Annotated in this window: 25 protein-coding genes; 10 read left to right on the top strand and 15 right to left on the bottom strand. The window is 73.0% G+C overall.

The features are described from left to right. Nucleotides 1–54: 54 nt before the first annotated feature. From B0I32_RS15760 to purB, 3 genes are all read right to left on the bottom strand, one after another. Nucleotides 55–1,095 (bottom strand): DUF4037 domain-containing protein, encoded by a 1,041-nt coding sequence (locus tag B0I32_RS15760; protein ID WP_181307433.1) that lies wholly within the window; start codon nt 1,093–1,095, stop codon nt 55–57. A gap of 83 nt (nt 1,096–1,178) precedes the next feature. Further along, the gene (locus B0I32_RS15755; RefSeq protein ID WP_219911834.1) at nt 1,179–1,919 is read right to left on the bottom strand and encodes a GNAT family N-acetyltransferase; all 741 of its coding nucleotides are present in this window, start codon (nt 1,917–1,919) and stop codon (nt 1,179–1,181) included. Beyond that, on the bottom strand, nt 1,916–3,346 hold the full coding sequence (gene purB / locus B0I32_RS15750; protein WP_106240138.1) for an adenylosuccinate lyase: 1,431 nt from the start codon (nt 3,344–3,346) through the stop codon (nt 1,916–1,918). Before purB ends, B0I32_RS15755 begins: the two co-directional genes overlap by 4 nt. Nucleotides 3,347–3,639: 293 nt before the next feature. Between purB and B0I32_RS15745 the strand changes: the two genes are divergently transcribed. Further along, on the top strand, nt 3,640–4,890 hold the full coding sequence (locus B0I32_RS15745; protein ID WP_106239511.1) for a hypothetical protein: 1,251 nt from the start codon (nt 3,640–3,642) through the stop codon (nt 4,888–4,890). Nucleotides 4,891–4,975: 85 nt separating this feature from the next. Here the strand turns inward: B0I32_RS15745 and B0I32_RS15740 are convergent, their stop codons facing one another. Continuing rightward, nucleotides 4,976–8,272 carry an efflux RND transporter permease subunit gene (locus B0I32_RS15740; protein WP_106239509.1) on the bottom strand — a complete coding sequence of 1,099 codons (3,297 nt, stop codon included), beginning with the start codon at nt 8,270–8,272 and terminating at the stop codon, nt 4,976–4,978. A 103-nt stretch (nt 8,273–8,375) separates the two neighbouring features. Between B0I32_RS15740 and B0I32_RS15735 the strand changes: the two genes are divergently transcribed. Continuing rightward, nucleotides 8,376–8,831, top strand: coding sequence for a MarR family winged helix-turn-helix transcriptional regulator (locus B0I32_RS15735; RefSeq protein ID WP_106239507.1), 456 nt, complete (start codon nt 8,376–8,378; stop codon nt 8,829–8,831). 79 nt (nt 8,832–8,910) lie between these two features. On the opposite strand, the gene B0I32_RS15730 is transcribed toward B0I32_RS15735, so the two are convergent. After that, nucleotides 8,911–11,307 (bottom strand): HelD family protein, encoded by a 2,397-nt coding sequence (locus tag B0I32_RS15730; RefSeq protein ID WP_106239505.1) that lies wholly within the window; start codon nt 11,305–11,307, stop codon nt 8,911–8,913. A gap of 125 nt (nt 11,308–11,432) precedes the next feature. Next, the gene (locus B0I32_RS15725) at nt 11,433–11,921 is read right to left on the bottom strand and encodes a hypothetical protein (protein ID WP_106239503.1); all 489 of its coding nucleotides are present in this window, start codon (nt 11,919–11,921) and stop codon (nt 11,433–11,435) included. 145 nt (nt 11,922–12,066) lie between these two features. Between B0I32_RS15725 and B0I32_RS15720 the strand changes: the two genes are divergently transcribed. Further along, a complete protein-coding gene (locus tag B0I32_RS15720) occupies nt 12,067–12,669 on the top strand; it encodes a dienelactone hydrolase family protein (protein WP_281262600.1) in 603 nt (200 codons plus the stop codon). A gap of 12 nt (nt 12,670–12,681) precedes the next feature. Here the strand turns inward: B0I32_RS15720 and B0I32_RS15715 are convergent, their stop codons facing one another. Beyond that, a complete protein-coding gene (locus B0I32_RS15715) occupies nt 12,682–13,401 on the bottom strand; it encodes a class I SAM-dependent methyltransferase (protein WP_106239501.1) in 720 nt (239 codons plus the stop codon). 319 nt (nt 13,402–13,720) lie between these two features. On the opposite strand from B0I32_RS15715, the gene B0I32_RS15710 reads away from it, so the two are divergent. Then, nucleotides 13,721–14,482 carry an SDR family NAD(P)-dependent oxidoreductase gene (locus B0I32_RS15710; RefSeq protein ID WP_106239498.1) on the top strand — a complete coding sequence of 254 codons (762 nt, stop codon included), beginning with the start codon at nt 13,721–13,723 and terminating at the stop codon, nt 14,480–14,482. A gap of 39 nt (nt 14,483–14,521) precedes the next feature. Here B0I32_RS15710 and B0I32_RS15705 read toward each other — a convergent pair whose 3' ends face one another. Next, on the bottom strand, nt 14,522–14,992 hold the full coding sequence (locus tag B0I32_RS15705) for a pyridoxamine 5'-phosphate oxidase family protein (protein WP_106239496.1): 471 nt from the start codon (nt 14,990–14,992) through the stop codon (nt 14,522–14,524). 63 nt (nt 14,993–15,055) lie between these two features. After that, the gene (locus B0I32_RS15700) at nt 15,056–15,541 is read right to left on the bottom strand and encodes a CGNR zinc finger domain-containing protein (RefSeq protein ID WP_106240134.1); all 486 of its coding nucleotides are present in this window, start codon (nt 15,539–15,541) and stop codon (nt 15,056–15,058) included. 120 nt (nt 15,542–15,661) lie between these two features. Between B0I32_RS15700 and B0I32_RS15695 the strand changes: the two genes are divergently transcribed. Continuing rightward, nucleotides 15,662–16,540 (top strand): SCO6745 family protein, encoded by an 879-nt coding sequence (locus tag B0I32_RS15695; protein ID WP_106239493.1) that lies wholly within the window; start codon nt 15,662–15,664, stop codon nt 16,538–16,540. A 66-nt stretch (nt 16,541–16,606) separates the two neighbouring features. Here B0I32_RS15695 and B0I32_RS15690 read toward each other — a convergent pair whose 3' ends face one another. Genes B0I32_RS15690 through B0I32_RS15675 form a run of 4 tightly spaced genes read right to left on the bottom strand, consistent with a single transcriptional unit; the run spans nt 16,607 to nt 19,203 of the window. Further along, nucleotides 16,607–16,819: a hypothetical protein gene (locus B0I32_RS15690; RefSeq protein WP_106239492.1), complete on the bottom strand. Its 213-nt coding sequence runs from the start codon at nt 16,817–16,819 to the stop codon at nt 16,607–16,609. A 3-nt stretch (nt 16,820–16,822) separates the two neighbouring features. Beyond that, the gene (locus tag B0I32_RS15685) at nt 16,823–17,557 is read right to left on the bottom strand and encodes an alpha/beta fold hydrolase (protein WP_106239489.1); all 735 of its coding nucleotides are present in this window, start codon (nt 17,555–17,557) and stop codon (nt 16,823–16,825) included. Further along, nucleotides 17,554–18,171, bottom strand: coding sequence for a LysE family translocator (locus B0I32_RS15680; protein WP_106239487.1), 618 nt, complete (start codon nt 18,169–18,171; stop codon nt 17,554–17,556). The genes B0I32_RS15685 and B0I32_RS15680 overlap by 4 nt, the downstream gene beginning before the upstream one ends. A 60-nt stretch (nt 18,172–18,231) precedes the next feature. Further along, nucleotides 18,232–19,203 carry a helix-turn-helix transcriptional regulator gene (locus B0I32_RS15675; RefSeq protein ID WP_106239485.1) on the bottom strand — a complete coding sequence of 324 codons (972 nt, stop codon included), beginning with the start codon at nt 19,201–19,203 and terminating at the stop codon, nt 18,232–18,234. Between the two features lie 44 nt (nt 19,204–19,247). Here B0I32_RS15675 and B0I32_RS15670 point away from each other — a divergent pair, with 44 nt between their 5' ends. Both B0I32_RS15670 and B0I32_RS15665 read left to right on the top strand, forming a co-directional pair. Further along, nucleotides 19,248–20,000, top strand: coding sequence for a DeoR/GlpR family DNA-binding transcription regulator (locus B0I32_RS15670; RefSeq protein WP_245955848.1), 753 nt, complete (start codon nt 19,248–19,250; stop codon nt 19,998–20,000). Further along, complete coding sequence (locus tag B0I32_RS15665) at nt 19,997–21,157, top strand: MFS transporter (RefSeq protein ID WP_106239484.1); 1,161 nt, start codon at nt 19,997–19,999, stop codon at nt 21,155–21,157. The genes B0I32_RS15670 and B0I32_RS15665 overlap by 4 nt, the downstream gene beginning before the upstream one ends. Nucleotides 21,158–21,275: 118 nt before the next feature. On the opposite strand, the gene B0I32_RS15660 is transcribed toward B0I32_RS15665, so the two are convergent. Both B0I32_RS15660 and B0I32_RS15655 read right to left on the bottom strand, forming a co-directional pair. Beyond that, nucleotides 21,276–22,037, bottom strand: a complete 762-nt coding sequence (locus B0I32_RS15660) for a sulfite exporter TauE/SafE family protein (protein ID WP_425438104.1) — start codon at nt 22,035–22,037, stop codon at nt 21,276–21,278. Between the two features lie 97 nt (nt 22,038–22,134). Next, nucleotides 22,135–22,914, bottom strand: a complete 780-nt coding sequence (locus tag B0I32_RS15655; protein WP_181307431.1) for an IclR family transcriptional regulator — start codon at nt 22,912–22,914, stop codon at nt 22,135–22,137. A gap of 142 nt (nt 22,915–23,056) precedes the next feature. Between B0I32_RS15655 and B0I32_RS15650 the strand changes: the two genes are divergently transcribed. From B0I32_RS15650 to B0I32_RS15640, 3 genes are read left to right on the top strand one after another with little or no spacing between them, the layout of a single operon-like run. After that, a complete protein-coding gene (locus B0I32_RS15650; protein WP_106239480.1) occupies nt 23,057–23,710 on the top strand; it encodes an ABC transporter permease in 654 nt (217 codons plus the stop codon). Beyond that, nucleotides 23,697–24,680 (top strand): ABC transporter ATP-binding protein, encoded by a 984-nt coding sequence (locus tag B0I32_RS15645; protein ID WP_106239477.1) that lies wholly within the window; start codon nt 23,697–23,699, stop codon nt 24,678–24,680. The genes B0I32_RS15650 and B0I32_RS15645 overlap by 14 nt, the downstream gene beginning before the upstream one ends. Next, nucleotides 24,670–25,440: an ABC transporter permease gene (locus tag B0I32_RS15640; protein WP_219911833.1), complete on the top strand. Its 771-nt coding sequence runs from the start codon at nt 24,670–24,672 to the stop codon at nt 25,438–25,440. Before B0I32_RS15645 ends, B0I32_RS15640 begins: the two co-directional genes overlap by 11 nt. The last annotated feature ends 7 nt before the right edge of the window (nt 25,441–25,447 follow it).

The following is a 25,447-nucleotide window of genomic DNA, read 5'->3' as shown; positions in this document are numbered from 1 at the left end:
AGTGTCAGGGTGAGGGTGCCCTCTGAACAGCCTTGCCCTTTACAACGTAGATCATTAAGCGGTGAGACCCAGCGCGGCCGCCGTCACCGCCCGCGCCCGCTCCGGCGCCACCAGCAGATCCGTCGAATCCGTCAGCTGATCCACACACCCCAGCGGCGGCAGCCCGGCGACCGCCGCATCCCCCACCGCCGCCATCAGCGCCCCCGCGAACCGCTCCCCGTCGATCACCCGGAACGGCCGGTCGAAGAACGGCCGCACCCGCTCGTCCTGCCGCTCGGCCAGCGCCGCCCGGTTCTGCCAGCCCGCCACCCGCGCGTACGCGGCCGACAGCCCCTCCTCCCGCTCCCGCCACGACCGCGCCGCCACCGCCGACCCCAGCGACTCGGCCAGCTCGGCCGAGCCGGGCATCCGCGCCAGCGCACTGCCCAGCCATTTCGCGTACGGCGGATAGCGGCGGCGCAGCAGCAGCGCCAGGCGCATCACCTCCCGCGCCAGCCGCGCCCCCACCACCGCCGAGCCCAGCTCGTCACCCACCTCGCCGCACCGGCCGGGGAACGGCTCCTCCTGCCAGACGCGGCGCCACTGGCAGGCCAGCACATACCGCCACACGTCCTGCGGATACCAGCGCAACGCCGCCCTGGCCGCCTCCAGCCCCGGCTCCCCCAGCCCGTCGCAGAACACCTCGCCCCGCGTCACCTCCGCCAGGCGCTGCCACGGCACCGACAGCCAGTCCAGCAGCGTCACCCCCTCGCGCGGATCGAAGCCCAGCCGCCCGCGCAGCCACCCGCCCAGCTCCGTCACCGTCACGCCGGGCCGCAGCGCGCCGTGATAGCCGAACACGGTGGGGAACCCGGCGAAGCGCTCCGGCAGCCCGGCCACCACCTTCGCCTCCACCTCGGCCACCCGCTCCCCCGGCACGAACAACAGCACCCTGGGGCCCCAGTCATGGTCGGCCGAACGCGCCGTGTCGAACTCCAGCACCTCCGAGCCGGGCCCGATCAGCGCCGCCCCGTGCGCGACCCCGCTCAGCAGGGGGGCCACCACTTCGCCGTAGAAGGCGCGCGACAACTCGATACCAGGTACAAAATCGGACATCACTCCGCCAACTTTGCACCAGCGGTTCGCGAACCACATCCGGTTTTTCCGCCGGGGCCCGAGACCGCCGACCGGGTGCCGGTTCAGGGGGTGACATGCGCGGCCATCACCGGCCGCCGCCGGTAGCCGATCCGCTCGTACACGCCGATCGCGACGGCGTTGACGTCGTCCACCATCAGCGCGGCCCGCCCGTAGGCCGCCACCAGCTCCCGCGACACCCACCGGCACACCCGCTCGGCCAGCCCCCTCCCCCGGAACGCCGCATCGGTGGCCACACCCGCCAGCAGGCCCACCGTCGGCGCCGACCAGGCGTCCGCCGCCACGGCGGCGAGCCGCCCGTCCACGCGCACGCCCGCCCACCGGCTCACCCCGGCCGCTCCCGGCACGGCGTAGGAGTGCGGCGCGGCGGCCGCCAGCAACGCCGCCACCTCGGCCTCCGCCTCCACCCAGCCCACCGCCTCGCCTAAGACCGACGCAGGGATGGGGGCGGGGGCGGCGGGCAGGCTCATCCACGAGAACCGGCCCCGCTCACGCACCCCGTCCAGCCTCGCCGTCACCTCGCTCATCAGCTCCGCCTCCCCCAGCGGCCGGTACGCGGGCCCCAGCTCACCCAGCGCGTGCCGCAGCAACGCCGCCGCGCAATCGGCGCCGCCCCACACCGCCAGCCGGTCCCGCCGCGAGATCAGCGGGCTGCCCGCCACCACCGCGTCACCCAGCGCCCAAGCCCGGCCCGCACCCGTCAGGCCCTGCGCCGCCCACATCACCAGGTCGTCGTCATCGCAGGCCGAGCCGAGCTCGCGGGCCGAGCGCAGCTCGATGATCACAAGATCGCGCCGGGACGATACCCGGCCGCCTCCGGATGCGCCGCCACGACCTCGCCCACGGCCTGCACGACCGCCGCCACCTGATCGGCCGCCGCCCCCGTGAACGACACCCGGTCGGCCAGCAGCTCCGCCAGCCCGTCGCGATCCAGCGGGAACCGCTCATCGCCACCCAGGCGATCCAGCAGCTCGTTGGCCGCGCCACGCGAGCGCATCGCCAGCGCCGCCGCCACCGCGTGCTCCTTGATCAGCTCGTGCGCCTGCTCGCGGCCCACCCCGGCCCGCACCGCCGCCATCAGCATCTTCGTCGTGGCCAGGAACGGCAGGTAACGGCCCAGTTCGGCGGCGATCACCGCTGGGAACGCCCCGAACTCCTCCAGCACCGTCAGCATCGTCTCCACCAGCCCGTCGAAGGCGAAGAACGCGTCCGGCAGCGCCACCCGGCGGACCACCGAGCACGACACGTCGCCCTCGTTCCACTGGTCGCCGGCCAGCTCGCCCACCATGGAGGCGTAACCACGCAGCACCACGGCCAGGCCGTTGACCCGCTCGCAGGAGCGGGTGTTCATCTTGTGCGGCATCGCCGAGGAGCCGACCTGCCCCTCCTTGAACCCCTCCGTCACCAGCTCCTGACCCGCCATCAGCCGGATCGTCTTGGCCAGCGAGGACGGCGCCGCCGCCAGTTGCACCAGCGCGGTGACGACCTCGAAGTCCAGCGAACGCGGATAGACCTGCCCCACACTGGCGAAACGGTGCTCGAACCCCAGATGGGCGGCCACCCGCCGCTCCAGCTCGGCCAGCTTGCCCCGGTCGCCGCCCAGCAGGTCCAGCATGTCCTGGGCGGTGCCGACCGGGCCCTTGATGCCGCGCAGCGGATAGCGGGCGAGCAGCTCCTCCAGCCGCCGGTAGGCGACCAGCAGCTCATCGGCCGCCGTGGCGAAGCGTTTGCCCAGCGTGGTGGCCTGCGCCGCGACGTTGTGCGACCGTCCCGCGATCACCGTCGCCTCGTGCTCCTCGGCCAGCGTGGCCAGCCGGGCCAGCAGCGCCACCACCCGGTCGCGTACCAGCAGCAGGCTGTCGCGCACCTGCAGCTGCTCGACGTTCTCGGTCAGGTCGCGCGAGGTCATGCCCTTGTGCACCTGCTCGTGCCCGGCCAGCGCGTTGAACTCCTCGATCCGCGCCTTCACATCGTGCCGCGAGACGCGTTCACGCGCGGCGATGGAGTCCAGGTCGACCTGCTCGACCACCTTCTCGTAGTCGGCGAGCGCACCCTCGGGCACCGCCACCCCGAGCTCGGCCTGCGCCCGCAGCACCGCCAGCCACAACCGCCGCTCAGCGATGATCTTGTATTCGGGCGACCACAGGCGGGCCAGCTCCGCCGAGGCGTAGCGGCCGGCCAGGACATTCGGGATACGCGGCTTCGACGTCACGTCGGACAAGTCTATTCACACCGCCCGCGTGCCGGATCAGGGGCCATAGAGGCGGGAAAGGCCGTCCCGCCCCCGTCCCGAGCGACCGGCCCAGGCGCGGTAACGAACCCCTCCGCAGCCTCGCACCTGGCACGACTGTGCAAAGCTCGCAGCCCTTACCTCGTCGGTGTTGTGGCTGTGTAGGGGTTGGGTGTGATCTGCAACATTCCAGCGCCTTTACAACGTAGATTTCTTATTGGGCGAAAGGACGCGCCCGGGCCAACTTCCGCCGGTTCCCCCGCGTCGTATCTGTCGTGGATCTTGCCAGACCCCCGGGGACGCGCATCGCGGCCGCGGCCATCACCCTCCTCTTCTCCCTCGGCGTCGCCGATCAGCTGAAGTCGCCCGCCCTGCCGGCGCCCGCCGCCGCTGCCACCTCGGTCGAGGAGATCGCCGATCGGCTCCGCCGGCACCTCGACGACGACGCCACCCGCGCCCCCTACGTCATCCCTCCCAGCGCTCCCCTCCTCGCATGGTGCCGGCCGCAGGGCGTCGATACCCGGACGCCGCCCGAGGGTGTGCCCGCCTACAGCGGGGAGCTGCTCCTCCCGGAGCTGGAGCAGCCCTTGCGGGTCCGCTTCTGGCTCATCTCCCCCGAGGCGGCGGCCGGCGCGGTCACGGCCGCCCGCCGGGGCAGCGGGGAGTGCGATCGCCCCGGTCGTGACGCGCTCCAGGACGTGGCGGGGTTCGACCGGCTGGGGTGGCGTGGTGTGCGGGCGCTGGTCGCGATGGACGCCTGGGACGACGGCGAGCCGGGCGCCGTGGCGACGATCGTGGCCGCGCGTGGCGGGCTGCTGGCGGAGGTGACGTGGGCCTGGCCGTTCGAGGTGGGCGCCGGGCCCGGCCGGCAGGTGCTGCTCCAGGGCACCGCGTCGGCCACGTCCGTGCTGGGAGCCGTCGGCGGCGACCCTGCCGGACCCGCGCCAGCCACCGCCACGCGGTCGGCCTCGGCCAGGATGGCCGCCGCCCTTCCCCCTGCCTCCTCGTACGGCGAGGACATGACGCTGTGGCCGGCGCCGGGGGCCGGGCCGCGCTCGCACGAACGGGTCTGCGGCGACCCTTCGCACGAGCAGAACGCCCATGCCGGCGCGCCCGCCGTCACCCGCCGTCTCATCGGCGGCGTTTCCGTCCGCGAGGACGTGCTGTTCCTGCCCGACGAGCACAGTGCGGAACGGGCGCGCGCCCGCCCGCTCGGCTGGGACGGCTCATGCTCCTCCGACGAGGACGAACCGTCCTACAGCGTCGATCCCCGGCTCGACCCCTTCACCAGCGGCCCGTGGGCCGGACAGATCAGGACGTTCGCCGTGCGGCACCCCGAGTCGCCGCCCCGGCCCAAGGGCGCCTTCCGCCGCTCGGTCGCTCATGTCGCCGTGGGCGTGCGCCACGGCACGACCGTGGTGCACCTCCGCTGGCAGGGCCCGGCGGGAACGGACCCGGCCGCCGCCCTGCGCACCGGCCGCACCACTCTCATGCGCACCCTCGCCCGCCTGCCCGCCGAAGGCTGACCTGCCGATCCGGTCCCTGATACGCGTACGGCGGGCGACGATCCGCATCGCCGCCCGCCGTACGCGTGTCAGCCTGCCGGAGGTCTTACGCGGGCTGGCCGGCCAGTTTCTCCTGGCCCGCCTCCCCTGCGCCCTCCGCCGGACGTCCGGAGGCGTGCCGCGAGCTGCCGCCGCGCTCCCGGCTCACCACCACGTACAGCGTCGGCACCAGCACCAGGGTCAGCAGCGTCGAGGAGATCAGGCCGCCGATCACCACGATCGCCAGCGGCTGCGAGATGAACCCGCCGGCCCCCGTCACCCCCAGCGCCATCGGCGTCAGCGCGCAGATCGTGGCCACCGCCGTCATCAGGATCGGCCGCAGCCGGCGCCGGCCGCCCTCGATCACCGCCTGCACCACGCCCATGCCCTGCTCGCGGTACTGGTTGATCAGGTCGATCAGCACGATCGCGTTCGTCACCACGATGCCGATCAGCATCAGCATGCCGATCAGCGCCGGCACGCCCAGCGCCGTGTCCGTCGCCACCAGCAGCCCGATCGCGCCCGTGGCCGCGAACGGGATCGACACCAGCAGGATCACCGGCTGGATGAAGCTGCGGAACGTCGCCACCATGATCATGAACACGATCGCGATCGCCACCAGCATCGCCAGCCCCAGGTCGGCGAACGCGTCGGCCTGGTCGGCCGAGACCCCGCCGATCTCGTACGAGGCGCCCGCCGGCAACTGCAGCCCGTCCAGCTTCGCCGTCAGCGCCTGCGTCACCGTGCCCAGGTCGCCGGAGTCCTCCGCCTTGGCCGACACCGTCGCGGAACGCTCCCCGTCGATCCTGGTCACCTGCGTCGGCCCGGCCACCTCACGCACGTCGGCCACCGACGACAGCTTCACCAGCCCGCCCGCCGTGGGCAGCTTCAGGTCCCTGATCGCCTTCAGGTCGTCCGGCGCGTCGGCGCCGCGCAGCACCAGGTCGCTCGTACGGCCGTCGAGCACGATCTGGCCCAGCGGCGCGCCGCGGAACGCCTGCGCCACCGCCTGCCCGACCTGCGCCTCCGACAGGCCCCGCTCGGCGGCCTCCTCCCGGTCCACCACGACCTCGACGCGCGGCGCGCTGGTCTCCAGGTTCGACGACAGGTCCCGCAGGCCGGACACCTCGCCCATCGCCTGCTTCACCTGGTCGGTCGCGGCACGCAGCGCCTCGGTGTCGGGCGCCCGTACGATCACGTCGATCGAGTCGGAGGCGAACCCTCCCCCGCCGCCGCCCCCGCCGCCGACGGTGACCTCGCCGACCCCGGACAGGCCCCCGATCGCCGTACGCAGCTCCTGCTCGATCGTCGCGGTGTCGGAGTCCTCCGCCAGCGTCACCGAGTACGAGGCCCGGTCGGCGCCGCCGCCGGTGCCGCCCATCATGGCGTTGCCGCCGCCCACGTTCACCTGGTACGTCTCGACGCCGTCCTGCGCGGCCAGCACCTCCTCGACCTTCTTGGCCGCCTCGTCCGTGGTCGCGAGGTCCGTGCCGACCGGCATCCGCTGCGACAACGACAGCGTGTTCTGCCCGGAGGAGTCGAGGAAGTTCGTCTGCAGCCCGCCGGCCAGCCCCATCGTGGCGACGAACACCGCCACCCCGATGAGGATCGTCACCAGCTTGAACCGGGTGGCGAAACGCAGCACCGGCAGGTAGGCCCGCTGCAGCGGCGAGCGCAGTTCCTTGGCCTCGGCCTCCTCACGCTGCTTGCGCGCCTGCTCCGGCGTCAGGTCCGGCGTCTTGAGGAACCAGTACGCCAGCACCGGCACCACCGTCAGCGACACCACCAGCGAGGCCAGCAGCGCCACCGTCACCGTGATCGCGAACGGGCTGAACAGCTCGCCCACCAGGCCGCCCACCAGCGCGATCGGCGCGAACACCGCCACCGTCGTCAGCGTCGAGGCCGTCACCGCCCCCGACACCTCCCGCACCGCCGTCAAGATCGCCGGCAGCCTGGCCTCACCGTAGGCGAGATGCCGTTTGATGTTCTCCAGCACCACGATCGAGTCGTCCACGACCCGGCCGACCGCGATCGTCAGCGCGCCCAGCGTCAGCAGGTTCAGCGAGTAGTCGCCGGCCCACAGCGCCAGCAGCGCGATCACCACCGACAGCGGGATCGACACCGCCGTCACCAGCGTCGAACGCACCGACAGCAGGAACACCAGGATGACCAGCACCGCGAACACCAGGCCCAGCAGGCCCTCGGTGGTCAGGCTCTCGATCGACTGCTCCACGTACGGGGCCTGGTCGAACACCACCGACACCGCCGTGTCCGAGCCGTCGCCCAGCGCCCTGGTCAGGTCGGGCAGCTTCTCGCCGATGGCGTGCGAGATCGCCACCGCGTTGCCGTCGGGCACCATCGTCACCGACACGCCCAGGCTCGGCTTGCCGTCGGTGCGGGTGATGGCCGTCGCGGTCTCAAGACCACGGGTGATCTTCGCCACGTCGCCCAGCTTGACCGGCTTGGGCGGCTTCGGCGGCGCGACCGGCTGCTGCGCCGTCTGCCCCTGGCCCGGCTGCCCCTGGCCCGGCTGCCCCGGCCGGCCCGCCTGAGCCTGCGCCTGGGCCTGCTGGGCTTGCTGAGCCTGTGCCTGCTGCTGCTGTTGCTGCAGTTGGGCGGCCGAGGGCTGGGCGGGCGTCAGATACAGGTTCTTCAGCTTGGTCACCGAGTCGACCCGCGAGCCCACCTGCACCGTCAGCGATTTCTCACCCGAGATCAGCGTCCCCGCCGGGATCGGCGTGCCGTTCGCCTTCAGCACGTCGGGGATCTGCGCCGCCGACACCCCCGCCAGCGCCATCTTCTTCGTGTCCGGCTCGATGGTGACGACCTCGTCACGGGTGCCCGTGACCGTCGCCTCCCGTACGCCCTCCACGCTCTGCAGCTCCGGCACCACGATCCGGCGCAGCTTGTCGGCCATCGCCCGCTCGTCGCCGCCGTCGCCGACCGCCAGCACCAGCACCGGGATGTCATCGGTGCTGCCCGCCACGACCTGCGGATCCACGCCGTCCGGCAGCCGCACCCCGCTGATCGCCTGCTGCATCTTGTTCAGCGACGACTCGATGTCGGTGCCGTACTCGAAGGCCACCTGGATCTGCGCCAGGCCCTCCTTCGAGGTCGACGTCATCTGCTCCATCCCGGCCAGCCCCTGGAAGGAGTCCTCGATCGGAGCGGTAACCTGATCTTCGACGATCTCCGGTGACGCACCCGGGAACGGCGCGATCACGAACGCGCCGGGAAACGACAAGGACGGCAGCAGCTGCTGTTTCAGCTGCGGGATCGTGAACACGCCGAACGCGCTCAGCACGATCGCCAGCAAGATGACAAGGCTGCGGTTGAGCAGGCTCAGCCGGGCGAATGCGGTCATACTCCCCCTCCAAGAGTTCGCCCCACACTAACACTTCGCCTTGAACGAATATTTAGACGGACCGAGCTTTCCTGATAACCTTCTCAGGAAGCGAGAGGTGAGTGTGAGCAACGAACGCGAAGAGCTGATCAGCCGGATCACCCAGACCCAGCAGGGCCTGGGCAGGCTGTTCGCCCAGCACCAATCCCCCCTGTTCAGCTCCAACCTCACCATGAGGCAGCTCAAGGTCATCATGATCCTGTCCGCCACCGGCTCCGCCTCCGGCCAGGACCTGGCCCACAACCTCGGCGTCGGCCTCGGCACCGTCACCGGCATCGTCGACCGCCTCGTCGCCCACGGCCTCGTCGGCCGGCACGAGGACCCGCACGACCGCCGCGTACGCCGCGTCGAGCTCACCCCGGCCGGCACCAAGCTGATCGAGGACATGAGCAACACCGGCGTCCAGCACTACCGGCGCATCATGGAGCACCTCGACACCGAGACCCTGCGCGCCCTCGACCGCGTCACCCGGACGATCCGCGACGTGGCCGACAAACTCGCCCGCGAAGGCAGCGCCTGATCCCCTCGCCTCGCCGAGAGGAATTCTCTGTATGGGCGGCGAGTCCTGAACCAGCCCGCCGCCTTTACATTGTAGATCTCTAGGCCAGGCGGGACAGCACCGGGGGCAGCTCGCCCTCGTGCATCACCGTCAGCCGGCGCGTCGCCCGCGTCACCGCCACGTACAGGTCCTGGCCGCCCATCGGCGACTGCCCCAGGATCCCGGCCGGGTCGACCACCACCACCGCGTCGAACTCCAGCCCCTTGGCCTGCGTCACCGTCAGCACCACCACCGGCGCGTCCAGATCCCCTCGCGGGAACAGCGCGGCCACCTCGGCGTGCCGCGCGTCCGGCGTCACGACGCCCAACCGGCCCTCCCCGACCCCGGCCCCGCCGCCACTCCCAGCCCCGGTCCCGGTCCCGCCGCCGGTCCCGCCGCTTCCGGTCTCAGGGTTTCCGGTTCCGGGGCCGGTCTCGCCGTCCGTGCCGAGTTCGGCCCTGAGTGCGGCCAGCTCGGCCGCCACCAGCTCGGGCAGCCCGGACACCGGCAGGCGGACCGCCCGCGGCTCCGCCCCGCCCTCGCGTACCGACTCCGGCGGCTCCTGGCCGGGCGCGTACGCGCGCAGCACGTCGGCCGCCAACCGCATGATCTCCACCGGCGTGCGGTAGTTGACCAGCAGCCGCTCCTCGCGCCAGCGCCCCTCCAGGTACGGGTCCAGCACCTCCCCCCACGTGCGCGCCCCCGCCGCCGACCCGGTCTGCGCCAGGTCGCCCACCACGGTCAGCGACTTGGCCGGCACCCGACGCATGATCATCCGCCAGGCCATCGGCGACAGCTCCTGCGCCTCGTCCACGATCACGTGCCCGTAGGCCCAGGTGCGGTCGGCCACCGCCCGGTCGGCGGTGGTCAGGCCCGTGCCGTCGTCGGCGTGCCGCTCGGCCAGCACGTCGGCCCGGTCGAAGACGCCGGCCTCGGCCAGGCCCGTCGTGGTCAGCACCTCGCTCGCGTACAGCAGCTCCTCGGCCTGCTCCTCCTCCGCCAGCCGGGCGGCCACCCGCCGCGCCGAGTCGTCCTCGCCCAGCAGCTCGGCCGCCTCGTCCAGCAGCGGCACGTCACCGTCCGTCCACTCCGCCTCCACCGGGCGGGTCAGCAGCTGCCAGTCCAGGCCGGGCGGGGAGGCCGCCCACAGCGTCTCCGGCGAGGCCAGCAGCTCAGCCACCAGCCGCTGCGGCGTCAGGTCCGGCCACAGCTCGTCAAGGGCGCGGCGTACCTCCGGCTCGCCCCACAGCCGGGCCGAGGCCAGCTCCACGTCCAGATCGTCGAGATCGCCCTCCAGGTCCAGGGGCTCGCTCAGCTCCGGCTCGCCCTCGATCACCAGCTCCTCGATGTGCAGCGACTCCTCCAGCGCCCGCGCCTCGGCCCTGGCCAGCTCCTTGAGCAGCTCGGTGACGAACAGCTTGCGCGCCATGTTGTGCGGCAGCCGTACCGCGCGCGCCCGCTCGCGCAGCCGGGCGCACGTCTCGTGCGGCACCCGCAGGCGCAGGCCGTCCAGCTCCACCACCAGCTCGCGCTCCGGCACCCGCTGGCGCAGCCGCACCGCCTCCGCCACCACCTCGGCCATGCGCGGGTCGCCCTTGACCACCGCCGCCGCCGGCGTGTCGGACGCCGTCGCGCGCACGCCGGGGAACATCTCGCCGACCGTGGTCATCACCACCTGCGTCTCGCCCAGCGCGGGCAGCACCTGGCCGATGTAGCGCAGGAACATCGGGTTGGGGCCCACCACCAGCACCCCGCGCCGTTCGAGGGTGTCGCGGTGGGTGTAGAGCAGGTACGCCGCCCGGTGCAGCGCCGCCACCGTCTTGCCGGTGCCCGGCCCGCCCTGCACCACCAGCGCCCCCTGCAGCCCGGCCCTGATCACCCGGTCCTGCTCTGTCTGGATGGTGGCCACCACGTCGCCCATCCGGCCGGTGCGGCCCCGGCGCAGCGCGGCCAGCAGCGCCGCCTCGCCCACCAGCGTGCGCCGATCACCCTCGCTCATCCGCTCCAGGTCGAACACCTCGTCGTCGATCCCGACCACGACCCGGTCCTTCAGGTGCAGGTGGCGGCGGCGTACCAGGCCGCCGGGATCGGTCGCGGTGGCCACGTAGAACGGCCGCGCGGCCGGCGCCCGCCAGTCGATCAGCACCGACTCGTGCCGCTCGTCGCGCAGGCCGATCCTGCCGATGTACGTGCGCAGGCCCGACCCGTCGTCCACGCGGCCGAAGCACAGCCCCCGCTCGACCGCGTTCAGCTGCGCCAGCCGCCGCGCCTGCTCAGAGGCCAGCGCCTCGCGTTCCACCATCGCCTGCCGCGTTCCCGCGCCCGAGCCCCTGCCGTACACCTCGCGCAGCGTCGCCTCGGCCCGCTTCCTGGCGACGTCGAGCAGGTCGTAGAGCCGCGCCACGGTGCGCTGCTCGGTGTCAAGGGCTTGCGCAAGACCATCTTGACGATTAGCCATTCCCTGGTATACTCCTAACAGGAGGTCTGTCGACGGCTCGCTTGAAGACATGCAATGTTCGAGCTTAGCGCCGTCCCTCCGACCCGCGCAATCCCTCCCTCGTGACGCGTCCGGTCGCGGCCGTCTCAGAGTGACAACACGGCCATGAAGGCCATGCTGGCCGCCATTCCGGCCGAGCACAGATCCATGCCGTACGCCGTGCGCCGCCCGTCCCCCACCGGCAGGACGCGGACGAGACGGGCGCAGGTCCAGACCACCCCGATCACCACCGCGATCACCACGGGCATCGCCCCCGCCGAGCCGCCTCCGTGCGCGTGCCCGGCCCCCGCGTAACCGGAACCGGACAGCGCCGGCAGCACCAGCAGGGCGGACATCACCACGAAGTCCTGGATGTGATGACCGGACTCCGCGCGGCGGGACGGGGAGCCGCAGAACCAGCCGGCGCCCAGCAGCGCTGCCACCGCGACGGCCACGAACCCCAGATGCCCGGCCGCCATGCCCAGCGCCATGACGACGTGCGGCCACCTCCCGCCGGAACGCGCCGAAGGCAGCAGCGCCGGCAGGAGCGCCAGCGCGCAACCGGCCGACACCCCCGCCACGTGCACGAGATGCATCACCGTCTCCTCACCGTCCGCGCTCCTCGCGCTCTCCGGCTGAACAGACTCCCGGCCCGGCCGGAACTCATCGCACCGGCCGGCTCGGTGACGGAAACCCGCCCTGATCGGGGAGACAGGCGTATGCTGCCGTGATCGAACACTTGTGCTGACGGCGAACGGGAAGACCATGGCGGCTGTCGCTCTCTTTCATCACGTCCTGGGGCTCACCCCTGGCGTCATCGCGTTCGCCGACGACCTGCGCCGGGCCGGGCACATCGTCCACACGCCCGGCCTGTTCGAGGGCCGCACCTTCGGCGGCATGGAGGAGGGCATGGCCTACGTCCAGGAGGTCAGCTTCGGCACCGTGATCGAACGGGGCACCCGGGCGGCCGCCGACCTGCCCGCCGGACTGGTCTACGCCGGCTTCTCCATCGGGGTGCTCAGCGCGCAGAAACTCGCCCAGACCCGGTCCGGCGCGCGGGGCGCGCTGCTGTACTACGCCTGCGTGCCGCTGACGGAGTTCGGCGACGCCTGGCCCGACGGGGTGCCGGTCCAGGTGCACGGCATGGACGCCGACCCCTTCTTCGCCGGCGAGGGCGACCTCGATTTCGCCCGGCAGGTGGTCGAGTCGGCCGGGCAGGGCGAGCTGTTCCTCTACCCCGGCGACCAGCACTACTTCGCCGACCCCACCCTGCCCTCCTACGACCCGGACGCCGCCGCGCTGCTGCTGTCCCGGACGCCGGCCTTCCTCGACGCCGTCTCCTGACGCGCCGCCGGCCTACGGGCGGCGGAAGAGCGCCGACAGCAGGAACGCCTGGCCGAACAGCGGGGCGTCACGCGGCTGTTCCTTCATCGGGCGCAGCTCCACCTCCGTGTAGCCGGAGAAGATCCGGCGCAGTTCCTCCGGCGTGTAGGCCAGCCCTCCGTGCAGGCGGCCGTCGCGGTAGAAGTCCTCGTCGGGCTGCTCGGAGCCCATGCGGCCGGCCGCGAAGCAGGTCAGCCCCAGGTGGCCGCCGGGCGCGAGCACCCGGTCCAGCAGGGCCAGGTAGCTCACGCGGCGGTGCGGCGGCAGGTGGTGCAGGCAGCCGGAGTCGTACACCAGGTCGTACGGCCCCGCCGGCGTCGCGGTGAAGGCGTCCCCACACACGAAGCGCACCTCGGCCCCCGCCTCGCGGGCCCGCTCCCGCCCCCATTCCACGGCCGTGGGCGACAGGTCCAGCGCGTCCACCTCGAAGCCGAGCGAGGCCAGGTGGACGGCGTTGCGGCCCGGCCCGCAGCCCAGGTCCAGGGCGCGGCCGGGAGTCAGCAGCCCCCTGTCCACGTACGACGCCAGGCTCTCGTCCGGCCCGGCCGCGAAGAACGGCACCTGCCTGGAGCGGTCGGCGTAGAAGCCGTCCCACCAGCCGGACGCCCGCTCCGTCCACCGGTCGGCGCCGTCGGCGAACATCCGGTCCAGCAGCTCCATGACGTCGTCGATCGTACGGATGGTGCGATTCACCCGGGACCTCCAGGAAGGGGGGCCGCCCCGCGCGGCCAGGCCCGTCGATCATAGGCCGCCACCACCCGCGTCCGCCCTGGTCAGAGGCCGTTTCCGCATCCCCTTCCAAGCTTCTGAACGGGTGCGGGGAAGGCCGCTTCCCCGCCCTCCTCACTCCCCTCCGCGAGCGCGGCCGGCGTCCGGCGTCGCCGTTCCCGGCGGCGGGCGCGGGCCTTTCAGCGGCGCTCCGGCACCGGCCGGCGGCGGGCGCGGCTGTGGGATTGCTCACACCTCACCCACCCGCTACGACAGTGGCGGCGGGGTGCTAGCTTGACCGTCCATGTCCGACTATCTGCGGGAGCTGTTCTCCCTACACGGCCGGCGCGCGCTGGTGACCGGCGGCAGTTCCGGCATCGGGTACGCCATCGCCGAGGCCATCGGCCGGGCCGGGGCCGAGGTCGTGGTGGTGGCCCGCAGGCAGGCCGAGCTGGACCAGGCGGTCGCCCGGCTGCGCGACCACGGCGTCACCGCCTCCGCGATCAGCGCCGACCTCGGCGACCGCGCCGCCGTCCAGCGGGTCTGCGAGAGCGCCGGCGACATCGACATCCTGGTCAACGACGCGGGCAACAACATCCGCAAGCCCATGGCCGAGCTCACCGTGGACGACTACGAGCGCACGATCGCGGTCAACCTGACCGCCCCCTACCTGCTCGGGCAGCACTTCGGCCCGCGCATGGCCGAGCGCGGCTGGGGCCGGATCATGAACGTCGGCTCGCAGCAGTCGATCAGCGCCTTCGGCGACAGCGGCGTCTACGGGGCGTCCAAGGCGGCGCTGGCCGGCCTGACCCGGTCGCAGGCCGAGGCGTGGTCGGCGCGCGGGGTGTGCGTGAACACGATCATGCCGGGGTTCGTGCTGACCCCGCTGACCGAGCCCGCCCAGGCCATCCCCGGCCGGGTCGAGGTCATGGCCGCCCGGCACATGGCAGGCCGCAACGGAACCCCGGAGGACTTCGCGGGCGCCGCCGTGTTCCTGGCCGGGGACGCCTCCGCCTTCGTCACCGGCCAGCTGCTCTTCGTCGACGGGGGTTTCTCCGTCCACTGACCTTGGTCGTACGGCCGCCCATCGCCTTTACAATGTAGATCAGTCGCGGCGGAACTCCCTCACCCCCACCCCTTCACGCCAGGCGGTGATGACGAGCTCGTCGCCGCTCACCCTGGTCCAGGCCACCTCGGTCAGCTCGATCCGGAATAGGTGGGAGTCGGTGCCCGGCAGCCCGAACGACGCCAGCAACTCCGCGTCGGCGATCTCCACCGCCCGGCCGGCCAGTTTCAGGTCCCCCTCCCACGAGGACGGGTCGTCCCGGTCGGGGTCGCGGGAGGTCACGTGGAGCGCCATCCGCGGGTCGCGGCGCAGGTCGGCGGCCTTGACCGCGCGCGGCATGGAGCCCGTCCACAGCTCGCCGTCGCGGAAACTCGTCTCGACGCCGCTCACCCGGGGCGAGCCGTCTTTGCGCAACGTGGCCAGGACCTTGTGGGTGTAGGCGTCCATGAGGCGCCGCGCCACCGCGGCCAGCTCGGGAGCCTGCTCGTCGAACTCGTTCCATGAAGCCATGGGACCCATCATGGACGCCGCCACCGACATCAGGACCGTCCGGCGACTGATCGGGCGAGGCGTTCACGCGCGGCGGCGGGCGCGGTAGGCGCTGGCCTTGGCGCGGTTCTGGCAGGACAGGCCGCAGAAGCGCCGCGAGGTGTTCTTCGTGACGTCGAAGAAGACCAGCTCGCACCCCTCGGCCTCGCACGAGCGCAGCCGCGCCCCCTGCCCCACCCCGATCACCATGGCCAGCGCCGTGGCCGCGTCGGCGGCCCAGGCGTCGGGCAGGCTCGCCCCCGCGCGGTGGAAGGCCAGGCGCGGCGGGTCTCCGTAGAGGGTGGGGACGGCGCCGTGGCGCAGCAGGACCTGGTTGAGCGCGGTGACGTCGCCGGCGAAGGCGGGGTGCAGCTCGGCGGCCACGCCGGCCAGGCGTTCGGCGTCGGCGTCCGTGAGCGGGCGGCCCGGCGTCCAGCCGTGGCCGTGCAGCGCCTCGTCGAGCGCGGCCCGCCGGTTCGCGGGCGGGGTGACGGGACGGCCGCGGGCGCGGGTGACGTGCAGTTCGTTCACCAGGAGGACGGCGAGCTCCGCCCACCTCCCCACATAACTGTCTATTTGGGATTGACCAGTGATGTGCCAGGCCTCTATCGTCACTGGCATAGCTTATCTAGACAGTGAGGAATTTGGGTCATGAACGCAGCATCCAAGCTCGCCCGCCGCATGTGGCACCAGCTGGAGCCGATTCACGCCGTGCTGTACTTCTCGCCGCAGGCGTCCGACGCGGCGCGGGCGCTGGGATACGACGTCAAGTCGCGCTGGCCCAGCTATTTCGCCTACCGCACCGCCCCGCTGGGACCGGTCGGCGCGCGGCTGGCCACGGCGGCGTACTACAGCTTCAGCCCGGCGACGGTGGCCGAGCACGTGCCCGCCGCGTGGGAGGTGGCCTCGCCCGAGCAGGTGCTGCGGACCCGGATGGAGGCGGTCGACCTGACCTACCGCCACCTGCTCGGCGACCAGGTGGCCGGGCCGGACGTGGCCGAGGCGGCGGAGCTGGCCAGGCGGGCGGCGCAGAGCGTCACGGTGGGCGGGCGGACGTTCGCGGCGGCCAACCTGGACCAGCCCTGGCCGGACGAGCCGCACCTGGTGCTCTGGCAGGCCGCCACCGTGCTGCGCGAGCACCGCGGCGACGGTCACCTGGCGGCGCTGGCCGCGGCCGGGCTGGATCCGTGCGAGGCGCTGGTGTCGTTCGCGGCGATCGGGGCCGCGCCGGTGGCCAACTTCGCCGGACGGGGCTGGAGCGAGCGGGAGTGGGCCGAGGCCGCCGACCGGCTGGCCTCCCGTGGGCTGGTGGACGCCGCGGGGCAGGCCACCGAACGCGGCCGCGAGCTGCGCGACCGGGTGGAGCGGATGACCGACGACCTGGCCGCCGAGCCGTGGCGGCTGCTCGGGGAGGAACGCGCCGGGCGGCTGGCCCAGCTCGCCGCCCCGTTCCTCGGCGCGGTCTTCGAGACCGGCCTGCTGCCGATGACCAGCACCCTCGGCATCGCCACGGTGAAGGTCCCCGACTGACGCGACGGGCCGCAGCCGCAGGCGCGTCCTGGGCCGGCTCGCCGATCGGCCGGCGGCGCGGGAAGGCTAGCGGCGGCCGTACTTCTTGTGCACCGCCTGCTTGCTCACACCGATCGCGTCGGCGATCTGCGCCCAGGCGAGCCCGGCCACCCGGGCGCGCCTGACCTGGACCGCCTCCAGGCGCTCGATCTCGCGGCGCAGCGCGGTGGCGGCGCGCAGGGCGAGCAAGGGATCGTCGTCCTGCGCCTGCCGCACCAGGGTCGCCAGGTCGTTCGTCATCCCCTAAAGGTAGTCCAGCAGCAGCCGGTTGATCTCCTCAGGACGCTCCAGGCTAGGCAGGTGGCCGGCCCAGGGCAGCTCCAGCAGCCGCGCCCGCGGCATGTCGCCGGCCAGCTTGCGGGCGGTGGCCACGAAGTACGGCAGCTCGTGGCCCCCGGTCACGACCAGGGCGGGCACGTCGAGGTCCGGCGGCGACAGCTCCCGTTCGAACTGCTCGGGCTCGGGGTCGGCGCCCAGTTGCAGCTCGAACGCGTGCCGCTGCATCCGCGCCAGCCGCAGCCGGGCGGCCTCGTCCGCCTCCGGGCCGAGCAGGGTGCGCACGTTGAGCTCGGTGGCCTCCTCGACCTGCCCCCGCTCCAGCAGGCGTTCCTCCTCGTCCCAGAACGCCCGCAGGTCCGGGGTGGGTTCCAGGTCGACGATGGGGTTGAGCAGCACCAGCCGCCCGGCCAGCCCGGCCGCGGCCAGCTCCAGCGCCACCCGGCCCCCGCCGGACGAGCCGACCATGGCCGCCCGGGTGACGCCCAGCGCCGCCAGCACCTTGGCCACGTCGTCGGCGTGGTTGTAGCGGCCGTCGGCCTGGTACGGCGTGTGCCCGTACCCGCGGAAGTCCACCTTGATCACCCGGAAGCGGCCGGCCAGCGCCTCCCATTGCGGGTCCCACATGCCGGAGTCGGCCGCCGACGAGTGCAGCAGCACCACCGGCTCGCCCGTGCCGCGCTCTGCGTGCCAGATCGTCATCGTGACTCCACCACCATCCGCACGCCCAGCCCGATGAGCAGCACGCCGGAGATCCGCTCCAGCCGCCGCCGGACCGCGGGCCGGTCGAGGAAGGCCCTGGCCCCGGCCACCGCCCAGACCAGCAGCCCGTACCAGAGCAGGTCCACCGCCACCCACACCAGGGCCAGCGTGACCAGCGTCAGCGGCACGTCGGGCCCGGCGACGCCGGCGGGGACGAACTGCGGCAGGAACGACAGCGCGAACACCGCGGCCTTCGGGTTGGCCAGGCAGGTGCCGAGCCCGGCCAGGTAGGGCCCGCGCCGCCCCGGCGCCGCCTCGGGCGTGGCCGGCGTCCTCTTCCCCGCCTGCCACAGCGCCTGGGCGCCCATCGCGAGCAGCAGCACGGCGCCGGTCACGCGCATGACGTCGTAGGCCAGCTGTGAGGCCACGAGCAGGGCCGACAGGCCGAACGCGGCGGCCAGGCCCCACAGCAGGATCCCGGTCTCGTTGCCGAGCGTGGCGGCCAGGCCGGAGCCGCGGCCCGAGCGCAGCGTCTGGCGCAGGATGACGGCCGTGCTGACCCCGGGCACCATGGCCACCAGGACGCACGCGCCCGCGAATGCGAGAAGGTACATGCCGGGATGCTGACAGATCAGCTGCCGGATCTCGCCTGGTTTTTCGCGTGTGTCCCGGTGTCAGCCGTACAGTTTGGCCAGCTCGGCGACCGCCTCGCCCATGAGCACCCGCAGTTGCGGCGGTCCCAGCACCTCGACGTCGGCGCCCATGCGCAGCAGCACCCAGCGGGCGTGCGTGATCGACTCCACCGGCACGGTCAGCGTGCGCCACCCCTCGGCGTCGGGCTCGCCGGCGGCGGCCAGCGCGGCGCCGACCACGTCGGCGCCCATCGTGAACGCCAGCAGGTCCTCCCGCCCGGGGGCCACCTTGATGACGGCCTCGGCGGTGTACATCCGCTCGCGGAACTCCTTGGCGTACGCCTGCCAGAACCCGCCCAGGTCGAACCCCTCCGGCCGGGCGAAGCGGCCCGGCAGCGTCTCCAGCGTCAGGATCCGCGCCACCCGGTACGTGCGCGGCGACCCGTCGGGCGGCGCCGCCACCAGGTACCAGGAGCCGCCCTTGAGCACGAGCCCGTACGGATGGATGACCCGGTCGACCTCCTGCCGGCCCCACCGCCGGTAGGTCATGTGCAGCGGCCGCTGCTCCCACACCGCCTCCGACACCTCGCTCAGGTGCGGCACGTCGTCGGAGGCGCGGTACCAGCCGGGCACGTCCAGCAGGAACCGCTCGCGCATCCTGGAGGCGTGCGAACGCGGCTCGGGCGGCAGCGCGGCCAGCAGTTTCAGCTCGGCGTTGGCCGCAAGCTCCGCCATGCCCAGCTCGGCGGCCGGGCCCGGCAGCCCGGCCAGGAACAGCGACGAGGCCTCCTCGGCGGTCAGCCCGTTGAGCCGGGTGCGGTAGCCGTCGAGCAGCTGGTAGCCGCCCGCCGGGCCGCGGTCGGCGTAGACCGGGACGCCCGCCGCCGACAGCGCCTCGACGTCGCGGTAGACGGTGCGGACCGACACCTCCAGCTCGGCCGCCAGCTCCGGCGCGGTCATGCGGCCGCGCGTCTGCAGCAGCAGGAGGAGCGAGAGCAGGCGGCTGGCACGCATAACCGCCATTGTATTGCGCACATTGTCCGTGTTTGTATGAACAGATGGAACGTGTGCGCGCCATCATGAACACCCTGCGGACCGCCGACAGCGTCTCCGTGGCCGAACTGGCCGTCGAGCACGGCGTGTCGGAGATGACGATCAGGCGTGACCTGGACGAGCTGGCCCAGCAGGGGGTGGTCCGCCGGGTCAGGGGCGGCGCGCTGTCGCTGCTGCTGCGCGGCGAGGAGCCGCCGTTCGGGGTGCGCGAGCGCGAGGCGGTGGAGGCCAAGCGGCGCATCGGGCAGGCGGCGGCGGAGCTGGTCGCCGACGGGGAGGCGGTGATCCTGGACGGCGGCACGACCGCGCTGGAGGTGGCCCGCGCGCTGACCGGCCGGCGGGTGACCGTGCTGCCGCTGGCGTTGCAGGCCGTGTCGCTGCTGGCGGGCGCGCCTCGGGTGCGGGTGGTGCTGCCCGGTGGCGAGGTGCGCAAGGGCGAGCTGAACGTCACAGGACCGCTCACCGAGAGCTCGATCAGGGCGCTGCGCTTCGACACGGCCGTGATCGGCTGCTGCGGGCTGTCGGCCGAGCACGGCCTGACCGCGCACGACCTGCCGGAGGTGGCCGTCAAGCAGGCCGCCATCGCCTCGGCGCGGCGGGTGGTGGTGGTGTGCGACTCGGGCAAGTTCGCGCGTACGGCGTTCGGCGCGGTCTGCCCGATCGGCCGGCTGGACGTGGTGGTGACCGACCCCGGCATCCCGCCGGAGGAACGCGACGCCCTGGTGGCGGCCGGCGTGACGGTCAAGGAGAGCGGGTGAGCGGCCCCCGGGCCCTGCTCCGCGAGCGGACGGCCGTCTACCTGCTGTTCTTCCTGGCCGGGGCGGCCATCGGCACGTGGACGGCGCGCATCCCGGCCATCAAGGAACGGCTCGGGCTCGGCGACGGCCAGCTGAGCCTGGCCCTGCTGGCCATCGCCGCCGGGTCGGTGCTCGGCATGACGGTGGTGGGCCGGCTGGTCGACCGCCACGGCAGCGCCCGGGTGATGATCCCGGCCGCGCTGGCGCAGGGCGGGGTCCTCGTGCTGCCCGCCCACGCCTGGGATCTGGCCTCGCTGGCCGGGGCGCTGCTGCTGTTCGGGGTGGTGCACGGGGTGCTCGACGTGTCCATGAACGCCAACGCCGTGCAGGTGGAGCGGGCCCTGGGGCGGCCGGTCATGTCGTCGTTCCACGCCGTCTTCAGCGTGGGCGGGTTCGCCGGGGCGAGCACGGGCGGGCTGTTCGCGCACGCCGGGCTGACGCCCGCGGTCACGTTCTGGTCGGCGGGAGCGGTGATCGCGGCGCTGGCGGTCTGGGCGGCGCGGTGGGCGCTGCGGCCCGCGCCCGAGCAGGCGGACGGCGCGCGGGGGCGGGCCGGGCTGCCGAAGGGCATCGTGTTCCTGGGCGTGCTGGCGTTCTGCTGCCTGGTGGGCGAGGGGGCCGCGGCGGACTGGAGCTCGGTCTACCTGAGCGAGGACCTGGCCGCCGCACCGGGAGTCGCCGCCGCCGGATACGCGGCCTTCTCCCTCATGATGACGGCGGGGCGGCTGGCCGGTGACCGCCTGGCCGCCCGGTTCGGGCCGGTGCCGCTGGTGCGCTGCTGCGGCCTGCTGGCGGCGGCCGGGCTGGGGCTCGCGCTGCTGGCCGGGCATCCGGTGGCGGGCGTGGCCGGGTTCGGCTGTTTCGGGGCCGGTCTGTCGTGCATCGTGCCGCAGGTGTTCGCGGCCGCCGGGCACCGGGATCCGGCCTACGCCGGGCGGTCGCTGGCGCGGGTGGCGGCGCTCGGCTACCTGGGCTTCCTGACCGGACCCGTGATCATCGGGGGCGTGGCCGAGCTGACCGGGCTGCCCCGGGCGCTGGCCGTTCCCGCGCTGCTGGCCGCGTTCGTGGCCCTGGCCGCGACGGCGCTGCGCGTCCGCGCAGAAGAGCGGGCGCCCTGAGCGACGGGCGCGGGGCCAGAGCGGGCTCAGGGGCAGAGCGGGCTCAGGGGCAGAGCGGGCTCAGGGGCAGAGCGGGCTCAGGGGCAGAGCGGGCTCAGGGGCAGAGCGGGCTCGGGGGTCAGCCGAACTGTTGCCAGCCGAGCCTGATCACCATCGCCACGACCACGCACAGCAGCACGATCCGGACGAACGACGAGCCCCGCTTCAGCGCCATCCGCGCGCCGAACTGGGCGCCGGCCACGTTGCACACGGCCATGCCGAGGCCCAGCCCCCACTGCACGTGCCCCTGGACCGCGAACACCGCCAGCGCGCCCACGTTCGTCCCGATGTTGATGATCTTGGCGGAGGCCGACGCCGAGACGAAGTCCAGGCCGAGGATGGTGGTGAAGGCGATGATGAGGAACGTTCCGGTGCCCGGCCCCAGGATGCCGTCGTAGAAGGCGATCCCGACGCCGGCCGTGGCCACCGCGGCGGCGACGCGGGGCCGGGTGCGCAGGTGCGGCACGGGCACCGCGCCCATCGCCGGCCGCAGCGTCACGAACGCGGCCACGGCCAGCAGCACCACGATGACGGCCGGCCGCAGCACCTCCGCCGACAGCGAGGCCGCGGCCCACGCGCCCAGCCCGGCGCACACCACGGCCAGCCCCGCGCCCGGCACGGCCACCTGGCGGTCCACCTTGGTGGAGCGGGCGTAGGCGACGGCCGCCGAGGTGGTGCCGAAGACGGACGACAGCTTGTTGGTGGCCATCGCCTCGACCGTCGGCATACCGGTCATCAGCACGGCGGGCAGCTGCAGCAGGCCGCCGCCGCCCACGACGGCGTCGACCCACCCCGCTCCGGCGGCCGCGGTCAGCAACACCAGGACCTGATCCAGCGGCACGCGCCACTCCCCCGATTCCCCCAAGAAACGACAAGAGTGTACAAGTCGGGAATCAGTAGCTCAGTGCCCGCCCTCCCCTGACGTCACCTCCGGGCGCTCAGTCCGGCCGCCTCCACGCGCTCTTGCCGTCACCGAGCGCGCAGGACAGCTCGCGCGCCGTCTCTGCCACCGAGACGCCGATCTCGTGCAGCCTGCCGAGCGAAGCCGCCCGGGTGACGGAGACGCTGATCGCCGCCGTGATCAGCCCGCGGTGGTCGCGTACGGGAGCCGATACGCCCGCCTCGCTGTCGTCCAGCTCGACGTCGGAGACCGCGTACCCGGCCGTCCGCACGTGATCCAGCTCCTTGAGCCACTCGTCGCTGCCGCCGACGCTGCCGTCGAGCCCGGCGGGCAGGATGGTGCCGAGCAGCTCGCGCACGCGTTCCTCGTCCCATTCGGCCAGCAGCGACCGGCCGGCGGCCGCCATGATCACCGGGACGGAGACACCTTCCCAGACCCGGTGGTAGGCGCGCGAGGAGGGCACCGACAGCAGGGTCAGCACCATGTTGCCGCGCAGCACGCACAGGTAGGCGTCCTCGTCGAACGCCGCGGCCAGCCGCCGCACGTAGGGGGCCGAGATCCGGACCAGCCGGGACTGCTCGGTCCGCGCGGCGAGGGCGAACAGCCGCCAGCCGAGGCGGTAGCGGCGGGTGAGCGGGTCGCGCTCGACCATGCCCTCGATCTCCAGCCCGCGCAACGCCCGGGAGACCTGGCTCTTCTCCCTGCCGAGACGCTGGGCGATCCAGCTGACGCCGAAGCCGTCGGCGTCCCGCTCGTCCCCGTGACCTGCGAGTATCTCCAGGATTTCCATGTCCCGTCGCAGGCCGGCCGAGGACATGGGCGGATTGTCTGTCATCCTTGTCCGTTCATCACGAAAGCGTTGCACTAGTGTTGCGCTAGTTGCACCATGTTTTGCGCTCACCGCAACAAATCACATACGTTTGCGAACCCATGCAAGCGTAAGCGAAGGCGGTTCCTCCATGAGTTTCGGCGAGTACGTGGTCTCACGCTGGGACACCCTCTCGCTGGCCGCCGCGGAGCATGCCATGGTGGTGGCCATCGCCATGGCCGTCGCCACCGCCGTCGGCGTGCTCATCGGGCTCCTGTTCTACGACTCCCCGCGAGCGAGGGGAGGTGCGATAGCCGCCTCGGCGGCCGTCCTGACGGTGCCCTCCCTGGCGCTGCTCACCCTCCTCATCCCCATCACCGGGCTCGGCTGGGGCTCCACCCTCGTCGCGCTCACCGCGTACGCCTTCCTGCCGATCATCCGCAACACCGTCACCGGGCTGCGCGGCCTGGACGCCGCCACCGTGGAGGCCGGCCGGGGCATGGGCCTCAGCCGCACCCGCGTGCTGCTGCAGGTGCAGCTGCCCCTGGCCTGGCCACTGATCCTCACCGGAGTGCGCGTCTCGGCGCAGATGCTCATCGGCATCGCCGCCATCGCCGCCTTCGTCGACGGCCCAGGACTGGGCACGCAGATCTTCGAGGGCCTGTCCCGGCTCGGCTCGGTGAACTCGCTCAACGCCACGCTCGCCGGAACGCTCGGCATCGTGGTCGTCGCCATCCTGTTCGACCTGTTCTTCTTCGCCGTCAGCCGGCTGACCACCCCGAGGGGGCTTCGTGTTCGATCGTGACACCGAAGGCGTGCGCATCGAGTTGCGCTCGCTGACCAAGCACTACCCGGGGCAGCCCGCCCCAGCGGTCGACGACGTCACCCTCGACATCCCCGCCGGAGAGCTCGTCGTGCTGGTCGGCCCGTCCGGCTGCGGCAAGACGACCACGATGAAGATGATCAACCGGCTGGTCGAGCCGAGCTCCGGCGAGATCCGCATCGGCGGCCAGGACGTCCTCGGCCTCAACCCCGACCAGCTGCGCCGCCACATCGGCTACGCCATCCAGCAGGTCGGCCTCTTCCCCCACCAGACGGTCGCCCAGAACATCGGCCTGGTGCCCAAACTGCTCGGCTGGAGCGCCGACCGGATCAACGCCCGCGTCGAGGAACTGCTCTCCCTGGTCAGCCTGGAGCCGTCGCTCTTCCGCGACCGCTACCCCCGCCAGCTGTCCGGCGGCCAGCAGCAGCGCGTCGGCGTCGCCCGGGCGCTGGCCGCCGACCCTCCCGTCATGCTCATGGACGAGCCGTTCGGCGCGACCGACCCGATCACCCGCGAGCACCTGCAGAACGAGTTCGCCCGGCTGCAGAAACAGCTGCGCAAGACGATCATCTTCGTCACCCACGACTTCGAGGAGGCCATCAAGCTGGGCGACCGCATCGCGATCCTGCGCGAGCGCTCCCACATCGCCCAGTACGACACGCCCGCCGCCATCCTCGCCGCCCCGGCCGACGACTACGTCGCCGGGTTCATCGGCCAGGACGGCACGCTCAAGCGGCTGGCCCTGCTCAGCGTCGCCGACGTGACCCCGGCGCTGCCGCCGGACACCCGCCTGCCGCAGGTGAGCGCCGACGCCAGCCTGCGCGAGGCGCTGGACCTCATGCTCTCCCACGGCACCGACAAGTGCAGTTCGCCGACCGGCGTGCTCACCTACGCCTCGCTGTGCGAGGCCGTGGGCGCCCCGGCCGAGGCGGTGGTCTCCGGTGACCGCTGACACGCTGCCCGCCGCGCCCGCCCGCCCGGCCGTACGCCGCCCCGGCGCCCTGCGTCACCTGCTCACCCCCGCCGTCGTGGCCGTCGCGCTCGTCGCCCTGTACCTCTGGGTCGGCACGCTCGAACTGGACTCCATCGAGCAGCGCAGCCTGAACGCCGCCGTGATCGTGGCCAAGGCCGTCGAGCACCTGGAGATGACCGCGGCCGCCACCGTCCTGGTGGTGATCATCGCCATCCCGCTGGGCATCGTCGCCTCGCGGGCGCGCAACCGGTTCATCGCCCCGATCATCCTGACCGCGGGCAACCTCGGCCAGGCGGTGCCGTGCATCGGGCTGCTGGTGCTGTGCACGTTCCTGATGGGCGTCGGCTTCCAGACCGCGCTCGTCGGGCTCGTCGCCTACGCCGTGCTGCCCGTGCTGCGCAACACCATGGTCGGCGTGCAGCAGGTCGACCCGGCCCTCGTCGAGGCCGCCCGCGGCATGGGCATGACCAGCGGCCAGATCCTGCGCCGGGTCGAGCTCAAGCTCGCCGTGCCCGCGATCCTGGCCGGGCTGCGCACGGCCCTGGTGCTGACCGTGGGCGTGGCCACGCTGGGCGCGTTCGTCGCCGCCGGCGGGTTCGGCGAGCTGATCATCAACGGGCTCAAGCTGAACCGCATGCCCGTCACCATCGTCGGCGGCGTGCTGACCGCGTGCATCGCCTTCCTCGTCGACTGGCTGGGCGGGCTCGCCGAGAACCTGCTCAAGCCGCGCGGCATGTGACCCCCTT

This window comes from Nonomuraea fuscirosea, assembly GCF_003001935.1.
GTDB classification, from domain to species: Bacteria; Actinomycetota; Actinomycetes; order Streptosporangiales; family Streptosporangiaceae; genus Nonomuraea; species Nonomuraea fuscirosea.
This window is presented reverse-complemented; position numbering and strand designations above follow the sequence as displayed.